Source organism: Streptomyces hypolithicus (assembly GCF_052934925.1).
In genome coordinates this window covers 4901785-4913753 of record NZ_CM128811.1, presented here as the reverse complement: position 1 = coordinate 4913753, position 11969 = coordinate 4901785, and the positions used below count along the sequence as shown (strand labels likewise).

Genomic DNA, 11969 nt, shown 5'->3' with positions numbered 1-11969 from the left:
CGGGAGCTGCGCGCACGTCAGCCGGAGCCTGCCTACAGGTGCGGCAGGATCGACGGCATCAGGTCCTGGAACGTACGGCCGTTGGCCGGGTTCCCGATGGCCGTCATCTGCCAGCCGGCGCCGGAGCGGTGCACCTTCGCCATGATCTGGGCGGTGTACTGGCCCCCGCCGTCGAGCGTGTAACGGGCGATCTCCTGACCGTTGGTCTCGTCGACGATGCGGCAGAACGCGTTCTGCACTTCCTGGAACGTCTGGCCGGTGAAGGAGTTCACCGTGAAGACGATCTGGTCGATGTGGACCGGTACCCGCTGGAGGTCCACGAGGATCGCCTCGTCGTCGCCGCCCTGCCCGGCGCCGCCGACCAGGTTGTCACCGGTGTGCTTCACGGAGCCGTCGTCGCTGACGAGGTGACGGAAGAAGACGACGTCGATCGGCTGCTTGTCCGCGAACAGGACCGCCGAGGCGTCGAGGTCGACTTCGCGGGTGCGCGAGCCGAACAGTCCGCGGCGCGGCGCTGCCTGCCAGCCCAGTCCCATGCGGACAGCGGTCAGGGTCCCCCCGTCGTTCTTCTGCAGGCTGATGGCCTGCCCCTTGGTCAGGTTGACGCCAGGGCCTCCGGGCGTGTTGCCCTTGGATACGTCCACCACGCGCTGTCCCCTCTCAACAATCTTCGCCGCGCACCCGTGTGCGCGGCTCTTCAGCACCCTACGCAGTCGCGCGGGGGCTGCCACAGGCGACGTTCACTTTGTATCGGTCTTGCAACACACCAGGTGGTGGCGTGCTGTCAGGCCTGCCCCGCTTCCCGCATCTGCCTCAGTTCCTTCTTCAGTTCGCCCACCTCGTCCCGCAGCCGCGCGGCCACCTCGAACTGGAGCTCCGCGGCTGCGGCCCGCATGCGGTCGGTCATCTCCTCGATGAGCACGGCCAGTTCGGCGGCCGGACGGTCGGTGAGCACTTCGCCCTTCTTGCCCTTCCCGCCGGCCTTGGCGCCCTTGCCCGCCTTGGCGGCCTTGCCACCGAGCGCGGGGACGGGCGTCTTGGCTGCCTGACCGTCCTTGCCCTGGCGATAGCCGGTGCCCAGGAGCTGTTCGGTGTCGACCTCCTCGCGGGCGATCGTCGCGACGATGTCGTTGATCTTCTTGCGCAGCGGCTGCGGGTCGATTCCGCGCTCCGTGTTGTACGCGATCTGCTTCTCCCGGCGCCGGTTGGTCTCGTCGATGGCCTTCTCCATCGCCGGGGTGATCTTGTCCGCGTACATGTGGACCTGGCCGGATACATTGCGCGCCGCGCGGCCGATGGTCTGGATCAGGGACGTCCCGGAGCGCAGGAAGCCCTCCTTGTCGGCGTCGAGGATGGCCACCAGGGACACCTCGGGCAGGTCGAGACCCTCACGCAGCAGGTTGATGCCGACGAGGACGTCGTATTCACCGGCGCGCAGTTCGCGCAGCAGCTCGACGCGGCGCAGGGTGTCGACGTCGCTGTGCAGATATCGCACCTGGATGCCGAGTTCGAGGAAGTACTCGGTGAGGTCCTCGGCCATCTTCTTGGTGAGCGTGGTGACCAGGACCCGCTCGTCCTTGTCGGTGCGCTTCCTGATCTCGTGCACCAGGTCGTCGATCTGGCCCTCGGTGGGCTTGATGACGACCTCGGGGTCGATGAGGCCGGTGGGGCGGATGATCTGCTCCACGAAGCCGTCGGAGCGGGAGAGTTCGTACGCCCCCGGGGTCGCCGAGAGGTAGACGGCCTGCCCGACGCGCTTTTGGAACTCCTCCCATTTCAGCGGCCGGTTGTCCAGGGCCGACGGGAGCCGGAAGCCGTGGTCGACGAGCGTGCGCTTGCGCGAGGCGTCGCCTTCGTACATCGCGCCGATCTGCGGAACGGTGACGTGCGACTCGTCGATGACCAGCAGGAAGTCTTCGGGGAAATAGTCGATGAGGGTGTGCGGCGCGGTGCCGGGCGAACGGTCGTCCATGTGCATCGAGTAGTTCTCGATGCCGGAGCAACTGCCGATCTGGCGCATCATTTCGAGGTCGTAGGTGGTGCGCATGCGCAGACGCTGGGCCTCCAGCATCTTGCCCTGCTTCTCCATCTCGCCCAGCCGCTCCTCCAGCTCCTTCTCGATGCCCCTGACCGCCTTCTCCATGCGCTCGGGTCCCGCGACGTAGTGGCTGGCCGGGAAGACGTACAGCTGCTCGTCCTCGCTGATGATCTCGCCGGTGAGCGGGTGCAGCGTGGAGAGCGCCTCGATCTCGTCGCCGAACATCTCGATGCGGACGGCCAGCTCCTCGTAGACCGGGAAGATCTCGATGGTGTCGCCGCGGACCCGGAAGGTGCCGCGCGCGAAGGCCACGTCGTTGCGGGTGTACTGGATGTCGACGAAGCGGCGCAGCAACTGGTCGCGGTCGAACTCCTCTCCGACCTTCAGCGGCACCATGCGGTCCACGTACTCCTGCGGCGTGCCGAGGCCGTAGATGCACGAGACGGACGCGACCACGATGACGTCGCGGCGGGTGAGCAGCGAATTCGTCGCGGAGTGGCGCAGCCGCTCGACCTCCTCGTTGATGGAGGAGTCCTTCTCGATGTAGGTGTCCGACTGCGGGACGTACGCCTCGGGCTGGTAGTAGTCGTAGTACGAGACGAAGTACTCGACGGCGTTGTTCGGCAGGAGCTCGCGGAATTCGTTCGCGAGCTGGGCTGCGAGGGTTTTGTTCGGCGCCATGACGAGCGTGGGGCGCTGGAGCTTCTCGATCATCCAGGCCGTGGTGGCCGACTTGCCGGTGCCGGTCGCGCCGAGCAGGACCACGTCCTTCTCACCTGCCCGGACGCGCCGCTCGAGCTCGGCGATGGCCGTGGGCTGGTCACCGCTGGGCTGGTAGGAACTGACGACCTCGAAGGGCGCCAACGTACGTTCGATATGGGAAACGGGCCGCATGAGTAAACCGTACGACCCGGCACTGACACTCACCCGGCGATCGCGTCGGCTCACCGCCGCTGCGAGGCCCCGGGGGCGGGCCGCGGGATGCCCGGACGGGCCGGGTCCGGCGCTTCGGGGCGGCCGGTGAGGAGTCGCGGATCCAGCATGAGCAGGGCGCCCGCCAGGACCAGGAGGACCATCGGACCGGTGATCGCCGGCGCGAGCAGCAGGGCCGGTGTTTGACCGCCGGACCGGTCCGCGGCCTCGTGAAGGTGGACACCGACCGCCGCCATGCCCGTGTAGTGCATGCCGCTGACCGCTAGGCCCATGGTGAGGCCGGCGCCGAGGAACGCCGGGATTCCGCGCAACGACACCGCCGCCCGGAGCGCCACGGTCGCGGCGACCACGGCGATCACCACGGACAGTGCGACGGTCGGGATGTCGTACTGCAGCTGACCGTGCAGTCGCATTCCGGCCATTGCCAGGTAGTGCAGGGAGGCGACGCCGAGCCCGGTGAGAGTTCCACCGGTGACCAGCGCCATCGCCGTGGGCCCCCGGTGTCCGACGATGAGGACGCCGATGCCGACCATGACGAAGGCGACGCCCAGGCCGGCGTAGGCCGGGACCGGGTCGTAACCGATGGACGCCTCGCGCACCGAGAACCCCGTCATCGCGATGAAGTGCGTGCTCCAGACGCCGGTGGCGACGGCGGCCGCGCCGAGTGCGAGCCAGCCGGTTCTCCGGCGGCGTCCGGCGTTCGTACGTCGCCCGTCATGGACCGCCCGGGCGACGCAGCGCAGCCCGAGCGCGCCCCCCAGGGACGCCATGAGATACGCCGCGAACGGGGTGAGCAGCCCGTGGGTGAATCCGTCGACTGTGCCGTGCATGCCCCTGGTGTGCCCTTCGGCCTCGGTCGCTCGGTCGCTCGGGGCACGGCCGTACCGCTGGTACGGAGGCCCGGTTCGGGCGAGAATAGGCCGGACGCGGTGCCCCGCACACGTTTTCGCGGCACTTTGTCGGCAGGCAAGCTGACACGTGACAGGGGAGGGACGGTTTCGTTCATTTCGTGGCCATCCTTCACCTGTCTCTTGTTGGCACCCGGCTGTCACGCTCAGAGCGTCCGCGATCACTCACTGCGAGGAGTTCCCGTGTACGTACGTACCGCCCCGGCCACGGCCGCCGCACTGCTGGGCGCCGCCGCACTGCTCGTTCCGGGCACGACCGCGCAGGCCGCCCATGCGCCGGGCCACCACGACGAGCCAGCCGTCATCGCGCACCGCGGCGCGTCCGCGTACGCACCGGAGAACACGCTCGCCGCGATCGACCTGGCCGACCGGATGGGATTCGCCTGGGTGGAGAACGACGTACAGCGCGCCAAGGACGGCGAACTGGTGGTCGTGCACGACGACAACCTGGCCCGGACCACCGATGTCGAACAGCGCTTTCCTGGCCGGGCGCCGTGGAAGGTCAAGGACTTCACAGCGGCCGAGATCGCCACGCTGGACGCGGGCAGCTGGTTCGGCCCCAAGTTCGCCGGGGCCCGTGTGCCGACCCTGAAGCAGTACGTGAACCGGGTCGAGCGCAACCGCCAGAAGCTGCTCCTGGAGATCAAGAAGCCGGAGCTCTACCCGGGCATCGAGAAGGACACCCTGCGCGTCCTGCGCCGGGAGGGCTGGCTGGGCCGCCACCACGTCAAGCACAGGCTCGTCATCCAGAGCTTCGGCGCGGACAGCGTCAAGGCCGTGCACGCGCAGCGGCCCGACCTCACCACGGGCTACCTGGGCACCCCCGCGGTGGCCGATCTGCCGCAGTACGCGCGGTTCACGGACCAGATCAACCCGTCGCACACCTCGCTCACGGCGGAGTACGTGGACGCGGTTCACCGGTTGAAGGGCGCCCACGGCAAGCGGCTGCGGGTCAACACCTGGACGGTCAACACGGCGGCGGCCGCGGTGCGGGTGGACGAGTTCGGGGTGGACGGGATCATCACCAACAACCCCGACGTGGTGCGGGACGCCGTCGGCCGGTAGCCGAAGGTCCGGGCGCGACCAGCGTGACTGCGCGACCGTCCGTGACTGTCAGTGCCTGGTCGTACCGTGGGGCGCATGGACAGCGACGGGCAGTTCGTTGAGTGGGCGGTCATCGACAGCGGCGAGGTAAGCATCGGTCCGCTGCTGCTCGCCGCCGGCGGCCGGGGCCTGGTCTGCGTGGGGTTCCACGCCCGGCCCGAGGTGGTGGGCGAGGCGCTGGGCCGGCTGCGGTCCCGGCTGGGCACCGAGGTCACCGAAGCGCCCGGCTCCGCGCGGCTGGCCGAGCCGATACGCCAGTTCGCGGCGTACTTCGCGGGCGAGCTGCGCGACTTCGACCTGGCGCTGGACTGGTCGCTCTCGTCCGGCTTCAACCGGCAGGTGCTGCGCGAGCTGGCGACCGGCGTTCCTTACGGCGCGGTCGTCGGCTACGGCGAACTCGCAGAGCGGGTCGGGCAGCCGGGCGCCGCGCAGGCGGTCGGCGCGGCGATGGGGTCCAATCCGCTGCCCGTGGTGGTGCCCTGCCACCGGGTGGTGGAGAGCGACGGAGGCCTGGGAGGGTTCGGTGGCGGGCTGGAAGCGAAACGGGCGCTGCTGGCGCTCGAAGGGGTGCTGCCCAGGCCGCTGTTCTGATGTCTGCGACATCTCGGTTTCGCCGGTACGTAAGGACTGGCAAACTGCGGCGGTGACTACAACAGGCAAGGCGGCAGGCGGCGGCGCCGTGACGATCTCCGCACCGGGACCGGACGCGCTGCGCGCCCTCCAGCGACGTACGTCCGTCGTGCTCGTGGTGAGCCAGATCCTGGGCGGACTCGGTGTGCCCATCGGCATCGCACTGGCTCCCGTCCTGGCGACCCAGGTCAGCGGCACCGAGGCCATGTCGGGCCTGGCGCCGACCGCCTCCGTCGCCGGCACCGCGCTGCTGTCGATCCCGCTGGCGGCTCTGATGACCTCGCGGGGCCGCCGCCCAGGCCTCGTGCTCGCCTACCTGATCGGGGCGCTGGGTGCGGGGCTTGTCGTCCTTGCTGCCGTCCTCGAGAACTTCCCGCTGCTGCTGCTCGGCATGGCCGGGTTCGGCGCCGCGTCCTCGGCCAACCTTCAGGCCCGGTTCGCGGCCGCCGACCTGGCCGAGCCGGACCGTCGGGCCCGGGCCATCTCGACGGTCGTCTGGGCCACGACGATCGGCGCGGTGCTCGGCCCCAACATCGCCGCCCCGGCGGGCCGCGCGTTCGACGGCACCTCCATACCGCAGACGGCCGGACCGTTCCTGTGGGCTGCCGGGATCTTCCTGGTCACCGGCCTGGTGGTCGCCGTACTGCTGCGGCCCGATCCGCTGCTCACCGCGCGGGCCCTGGCCCCCGAGGAGTCGCAGTCCCCGCAGAGCCGTTCCCTGCGAGCAGGTGTCGCGGCGGTGGCTGCCTCGCCGCGTGCCAGGCTCGCTCTGGTCACGGTCGCGGTGACCCACACCGTCATGGTCTCGATCATGGTGATGACGCCGGTCGACCTGGGTCACCACGGCGCCGGCCTCGAACTCGTCGGCCTCGTCATCAGCGGCCACATCGCCGGCATGTACGCGTTCTCACCGGTCATGGGCTGGCTGTCCGACCGCGTCGGCCGCCTCGCGGTCATCGGGCTCGCCGCCGGTCTGCTCTGCTTCGCCGCCCTGCTGGCCGGCACCGCGGGACCGAGCCACGCCCAGACCGCCGCCGGACTCTTCGTGCTCGGTCTCGGCTGGTCCGCCGGGCTCGTCTCCGGGTCGGCCCTGCTCACCGACTCGGTGCCGCAGCCCGCCCGCGCAGCGGTCCAGGGCCTGTCGGACCTGACCATGAACTCGGCGGCGGGCATCGGGGGCGCGGCAGCGGGTCTGATCGTCGCGCAGGCGGGTTACGGCTGGCTCAACGCGATCGGCGCGTGCCTGCTGCTGCCGATGGCCGCGCTCGCGCTCCTGACCGCGCGCAGGTCCGCGACTCCTGCGGAGGCGAAGGAGCCGACCGAGCCCACCGAGCCTGCGGAGCCTGCTGAGCCGAGCGAGCCTGCGGAGCCGAGCGCTAAAGGCTGATGTGGTACGCCTTGCGCAGCGTCTCGTGAACCGTCCACGTCGTACGGTCCCCCTCGCGCAGCACACAGGCGTCACCGGGCCCGATCTCCAGCGTGTCCCCGCCGGCCACCTCCACCGTGGCGCGTCCGCTCACCACCACGAAGAGCTCGTTGGCCTCCGTGTCGGTGACCACACCGGGCGTGATCTGCCAGATCCCGCGCAACTGCTTGCCGTCGGGCGACTCCCACAGCACCTTGCCCGTCACCACGGGTGCGCCGGAGACGATCTGCTCCGGATCAAGGGGTTCCGGTTCAAGGTCCGCGTCCGGAATGTGGACGGTGAAGGAGGCGGGGAGTTGCTCACTGTTGGTCATGGCGCGCCACCCTAGCCGGGCGCCCCCAGGCAGGACGTTTGCGGGGTGGGCCCGCGCGCCAGGAATGGGGGCATGCCTGACACCACACTGCTGCTCTCCGAGGAGGTGCGGGACGCGCTGGAGCGGCGCCGTCCCGTCGTGGCCCTCGAATCCACCATCATCGCGCACGGTTTGCCGCGCCCGCGCAATCTGCGGGTCGCCTGGGAACTGGAGGAGCTGGTACGCGCCGAAGGAACCGTCCCCGCGACCATCGCCGTCCTCGACGGCGTCGCCCATGTCGGCCTGGACGGAGCCCAGTTGGAGCGGGTCGCCGACGACGATGCGGTGCGCAAACTGGGACACCGCGATCTCGCGCCCGCCCTGGCGGCGGGTGCCAGCGGGGCGACGACCGTGTCGGCGACGGCGTTCCTGGCCGCGCGGGCGGGGCTGAGGGTGTTCGCCACCGGCGGGCTCGGCGGCGTACACCGCGAATGGGCCGAGTCGCAGGACGAGTCGGCGGACCTGCGGTTGCTGGCGCGGACCCGGATCACCGTGGTGTGCGCCGGGGTCAAGTCGATCCTGGACGTTCCGGCGACGTTGCAGCGGCTGGAGACTCTGGGAGTGGCGGTTCTCGGATACGGCACGGAGCACTTCCCCGGTTTCTACCTGAGCAGTTCGGGTGAGCCGGTGGACTGGACGGTACGGACGCCCGACGAGGTGGCCGCCGTGATGCGGGCCCAGGACGCGCTGGCCGGCCCGGAGGCGGCGCTGCTCGTCGCCAACCCCGTACCGGAGGCCCAACAGCTCGATCCGGCGCTGCACGACCGGGCGCTGTCCGAGGCGCTGGACGCGTGCGCGAGGCGCGAAATTTCAGGTCAGGGCGTCACGCCGTTTCTGCTGGACCATCTGGCCCGGCGTACCGAGGGCGCTTCCCTGGAAGCCAACTTGGCGGCCGTGCGCGGGAACGTACGGCTGGCGGCGCGGATCGCCACGGCGTGGGCGACGGGGGCCGGACAGGACAGAGCGGCGGAGGCATGACAGGGAGTCGGGGCGCGGGCACGGGCGGGGCGCTGCTCGTCGTCGGCGATGTGGTCACCGACGTGGTGGCCCGCCACCGCACGCCGCTCGCCCCGGCTACGGACACCGTGGCGGAGATCAGGACACTGCCGGGCGGGGCGGGCGCCAACGTGGCGTGCTGGGCGGCGTATGCCGGCCTGGCGGACGTACGGCTGCTGGCGGCGGCCGGCGTGGATGCGGGCGCCTGGCACGAGGAGCGGCTGCGGCGGGCAGGGGTGCGGCCGCAGCTCGTGCTCGACTCCGAGGCGGCGACCGCGACCGTCATCTGCCTCGTCGACGCGGCGGCCGAGCGCACGTTCCTCACCGACAGCGGGGCGGCCCTGCGCCTGTCTCCCGCCGACTGGTCCCCGTCCCTGCTGGACGGGGTCGCCCACCTGCACCTCTCCGGCTACCTGTTCTTCGCCGGCACAAGCCGGGAGGCGGCCGGCCTCGCGCTGCGCGCCGCCCGCGAACGGGGGGTGACGGTGAGCGTGGATCCCGCGTCGGCGGGTTTCATGGCCGGGATGGGCGTGCACCGCTTCCTGGAGGCGGTGGCCGGGGCGGACGTACTGCTGCCGAACGCGGACGAGGCCCGGCTGCTGACCGGGCTGTCGGAACCGGCCCACGCCGCGGCCGAGCTGAGCCGCCGGTTCCCGCTGGTCGCCACCACGCTGGGCGCGCGGGGTGCGCTGCTCGCCGCGGCGGGAACCGTGCGCTGCCAGGTCGCGGGGGTTTCCACGACGGCGGTGGACTCGACGGGCGCGGGCGACGCGTTCACCGGCGCGTTCCTCGCGGCACGCCTCGCCGGCGCGGACGCAGCCCAGGCCCTGGCAGCGGGGTGCGGGGCGGGGGCGCACGCAGTGACGGTGGTGGGCGGGCGACCGCCGGGACGGTGACGCGCGGGGGTGGGCGGGCCCGACGGCCACGCGCGGGGGAGGGCGGGCCCGACGGCCACGCGCGGGGGAGGGCGGGCCGGCCAGCGGCGACGCCCCCACCGCGGCCTACGTAGGCGTGTGCCCCGTCCAGGCCGGATGCCGGGGGTCGTCCGCCCGTACGATCACATCGGCGCCCTCCGCCGCCCCCTGCTCCTCGTAGCGGGCCAACGCCGGCAGCGTCCACCGTTCGCCGGCGCCGGTCCTGCGCTCCAGCGCTCCCGGGGCCGGCAGCGTCCACCGTTCGCCGGCGCCGGTCCTGCGCTCCAGCGCTCCAGCGCTCCCGGGGACAGCCGTACATGCACCGCCAGATCGAGCGGGAACCAGTGCCGCAGCAGCATCGGCCCGTGCACCAGCACCACGCCCCCGGACGGCAGTTGGACGTACGGACTGCGGGTCGCCCGGTCGGTGGCCGGGTCCCACAGGTCCGGAAGCACCCGGCCGGCGCCGCCCGGTTCCAGCGGCGAGAAGACCTCCCGCCACAGCGCACCGATGTCGAACCAGCCGTCGTAGTACGAGTCGGGGTCCTGCTTGCCGAATTCGAAGCGCAGCGACGCCGGTCGCAGGAACCCTTCCGCAGCGACGACCAGGACCGTCCGGCCACGCAACCGCAATGCGCCGGCCAGGCGCTCGGCAAGCTCACCCGTACCGGCGGCGGCCGCCCCGTCGACGGCCGCCTTGATCCAGGGGCCGGGCGATGCGCCGGGGCCGGGGCCGGCCCCTGTCAGGCCTTCGAGGCCGTCGAGCTGGTCAAGGCACCCTTCGAGCCGGTCGGCGAGGGCGTCGGTGAGCCGTTCCCAGGTGATCGCTTCGAACCGCACAGCCTCTCACCCCGACTGCTCGGGCCCGTCGGCCCGGTCGAAGCGCAACGGCACACCGAGCCGGTCGGCGAGCGCCGTCCCGCGCTTGGCGACCAGCTCCTGGCAGGCGCGCAGGCCCGGCCTCGGCGCGACGCCGGAGGACCGGACGGCGAACACGGCCTGCACCGTCCGCCCCTCGGCGACCAGCGTGTCGACTTGCTCGCGAACGGCGGCGGGCAGCGCAGCCCAGAGATCCGAAGTCATGACACCGACCCTAACGACCTCCCCCACGATAGGGAGTGGATCAGCGAGCGGCGTCCTGCGGCTTCGATTGCAAGGCGGAGGAGGGAGGCGGATGGGGTCTCCCCTGCTCGAGCGAAGCTGAAAGCTTGGGGAAGGAGCGTCGCCGAGCTGACTGACGACAACGCCGCAAGCGGAGTCGCAGGGCGTCGGGAGCCCGCTCCCTATCGTGGGGGAGGTCGTAAGGGCTGTCCCGGCCCCTCCCCCTGCTCTCCCGCTACCTCGCCTCGCACCCGGTCGGCGCCTCCGCGTCGACGGAGAGCGGGCTGTCGGCGGGCAGCATGTAGGTCAGGTACAGCACGACCGGCTCGCTTCCCAGGTTGCGCCCGACGTGCCGGTGACCGGCGCCGGCCGGTTCGACGAACGACTGGCCCGCCGTCGTCGTCTCGACCGAGCAGTCCTCAAGGGTCCGGGACAGTGTTCCCTGCTGTACGACGGCTATGAGCTGGCCCGGGTGGTAGTGCCAGCCGGTGGATCCGCCGGGGGCGATGGTGATGGTGCGTACGACCACATCGGTGGGCCCCTCCGCCGTCACTCTCAGCGTCCCGGCCGAGGTACCGGTGGCCAGCACCGTGCCGCTCACGCCGCTGCTCTGCGTGGCGAGCGCGGCGGACGGCGCCACCCCGCCGGCCTTCCCTGCGTCCCCCAACGGAAACCCCTCCAACTCCCCTTTGCGCGACGGAGATCCGCGCAGGATTGTGTCCCGCCCCGTTCCCCGCCGCAGTCCGCACCGTCGTGATCTCCGGAGTCGGCACACCGTATATCCAACACCCGTCCCACGCCCCGGAGTCCACCGCACCCCGGATAGCGCATCCCGTACGCCGACGGGCAGTTCCGGCCGGCGCGGACGGGGTACGCGCCCGGATGGGTACGCTCCAGGCATGGACCTGGTGGTGATCGAACCGGAACCACACAAGCGCAGACACTGCGCCGAGTGCCGCCGGGGCCCGCTACGGTTTCACACCCTGGAGTTCAACGCCGTCATCTGCCTGGACTGCGCGGACCTCGCCCACCTCACGTACCTCCCCCGGGGCAACGCGGCCCTGACCCGCCGGGCCCGCGAGGCAAGCTCGCTCTGGGCGGTGGTAGTCCGCCACAACAGACGCCGCAGCCGGTACGAACGCCAGGGCCTCCTCGTCGAGGAACCCGCCCTGGCCCGCGCCGAGGCGGCCTGCCTGGCAGACGCTGATTCCCGCGCCCGCCGCCGAGCCCGCGACGCGACCCGCCGCGCAGACGAGGACGTACGCTTCACCGCCGCCCTCGCCTCCGAGATCCTCCGCATCTACCCCTCCTGCCCGCCGCCCCGGGCCGAGGCCATGGCAACCCACACCTCGCAGCGCGGCAGCGGCAGGGTCGGCCGCAGCGCTGCGGGGCGCGCCCTGGACGAGCCGGCGATCACGGCGGCGGTGCGGGCGGCCGTACGCCACGGGGACACCCCGTACGACGCCCTGCTGATGAGCGGGGTACCGCGAAAGAAGGCGCGTGCGAGGGTCGCGGCCACGATCGAGGCCGTCCTGACCGGCTGGCAGGCATGCAGGTGAAGGGGCGGC

Annotated in this window: 12 protein-coding genes and 1 pseudogene; 6 read left to right on the top strand and 7 right to left on the bottom strand. The window is 71.6% G+C overall.

Annotated features, from left to right (window positions below; all coding sequences use genetic code 11):
* Positions 1-32 precede the first annotated feature (32 nt).
* The 3 genes from ACU6WZ_RS23125 to ACU6WZ_RS23115 form a co-directional block, all read right to left on the bottom strand.
* A complete protein-coding gene (locus tag ACU6WZ_RS23125; RefSeq protein WP_447034201.1) occupies positions 33-599 on the bottom strand; it encodes a TerD family protein in 567 nt (188 codons plus the stop codon).
* A 185-nt stretch (positions 600-784) separates the two neighbouring features.
* On the bottom strand, positions 785-2932 hold the full coding sequence (gene uvrB, locus ACU6WZ_RS23120; RefSeq protein ID WP_447030085.1) for an excinuclease ABC subunit UvrB: 2148 nt from the start codon (positions 2930-2932) through the stop codon (positions 785-787).
* Positions 2933-2982: 50 nt separating this feature from the next.
* Complete coding sequence (locus ACU6WZ_RS23115; protein ID WP_447030084.1) at positions 2983-3801, bottom strand: MHYT domain-containing protein; 819 nt, start codon at positions 3799-3801, stop codon at positions 2983-2985.
* A gap of 261 nt (positions 3802-4062) precedes the next feature.
* Between ACU6WZ_RS23115 and ACU6WZ_RS23110 the strand changes: the two genes are divergently transcribed.
* From ACU6WZ_RS23110 to ACU6WZ_RS23100, 3 genes are all read left to right on the top strand, one after another.
* Complete coding sequence (locus ACU6WZ_RS23110) at positions 4063-4944, top strand: glycerophosphodiester phosphodiesterase (protein WP_447030083.1); 882 nt, start codon at positions 4063-4065, stop codon at positions 4942-4944.
* A 75-nt stretch (positions 4945-5019) separates the two neighbouring features.
* Complete coding sequence (locus ACU6WZ_RS23105) at positions 5020-5574, top strand: methylated-DNA--[protein]-cysteine S-methyltransferase (protein WP_447030082.1); 555 nt, start codon at positions 5020-5022, stop codon at positions 5572-5574.
* 88 nt (positions 5575-5662) lie between these two features.
* Positions 5663-7000 carry an MFS transporter gene (locus tag ACU6WZ_RS23100; RefSeq protein WP_447034200.1) on the top strand — a complete coding sequence of 446 codons (1338 nt, stop codon included), beginning with the start codon at positions 5663-5665 and terminating at the stop codon, positions 6998-7000.
* Here ACU6WZ_RS23100 and ACU6WZ_RS23095 read toward each other — a convergent pair.
* Entirely contained in the window at positions 6990-7352 is a 363-nt protein-coding gene (locus ACU6WZ_RS23095) for a cupin domain-containing protein (RefSeq protein ID WP_447030081.1), read from the bottom strand. The genes ACU6WZ_RS23100 and ACU6WZ_RS23095 overlap by 11 nt on opposite strands.
* A gap of 72 nt (positions 7353-7424) precedes the next feature.
* Between ACU6WZ_RS23095 and ACU6WZ_RS23090 the strand changes: the two genes are divergently transcribed.
* Together ACU6WZ_RS23090 and ACU6WZ_RS23085 are read left to right on the top strand one after the other, a co-directional pair.
* Positions 7425-8369: a pseudouridine-5'-phosphate glycosidase gene (locus ACU6WZ_RS23090; protein ID WP_447030080.1), complete on the top strand. Its 945-nt coding sequence runs from the start codon at positions 7425-7427 to the stop codon at positions 8367-8369.
* Positions 8366-9283, top strand: coding sequence for a carbohydrate kinase family protein (locus ACU6WZ_RS23085; RefSeq protein ID WP_447030079.1), 918 nt, complete (start codon positions 8366-8368; stop codon positions 9281-9283). Before ACU6WZ_RS23090 ends, ACU6WZ_RS23085 begins: the two co-directional genes overlap by 4 nt.
* 105 nt (positions 9284-9388) lie before the next feature.
* Here the strand turns inward: ACU6WZ_RS23085 and ACU6WZ_RS23080 are convergent.
* The 3 genes and pseudogenes from ACU6WZ_RS23080 to ACU6WZ_RS23070 form a co-directional block, all read right to left on the bottom strand.
* A pseudogene (locus ACU6WZ_RS23080) lies at positions 9389-10140 on the bottom strand (nucleoside/nucleotide kinase family protein).
* Positions 10141-10146: 6 nt separating this feature from the next.
* Positions 10147-10383: a hypothetical protein gene (locus ACU6WZ_RS23075; RefSeq protein WP_447030078.1), complete on the bottom strand. Its 237-nt coding sequence runs from the start codon at positions 10381-10383 to the stop codon at positions 10147-10149.
* Between the two features lie 253 nt (positions 10384-10636).
* A complete protein-coding gene (locus ACU6WZ_RS23070) occupies positions 10637-11068 on the bottom strand; it encodes a cupin domain-containing protein (protein WP_447030077.1) in 432 nt (143 codons plus the stop codon).
* A gap of 232 nt (positions 11069-11300) precedes the next feature.
* Between ACU6WZ_RS23070 and ACU6WZ_RS23065 the strand changes: the two genes are divergently transcribed.
* Positions 11301-11960 (top strand): DUF2293 domain-containing protein, encoded by a 660-nt coding sequence (locus ACU6WZ_RS23065; protein ID WP_447030076.1) that lies wholly within the window; start codon positions 11301-11303, stop codon positions 11958-11960.
* The last annotated feature ends 9 nt before the right edge of the window (positions 11961-11969 follow it).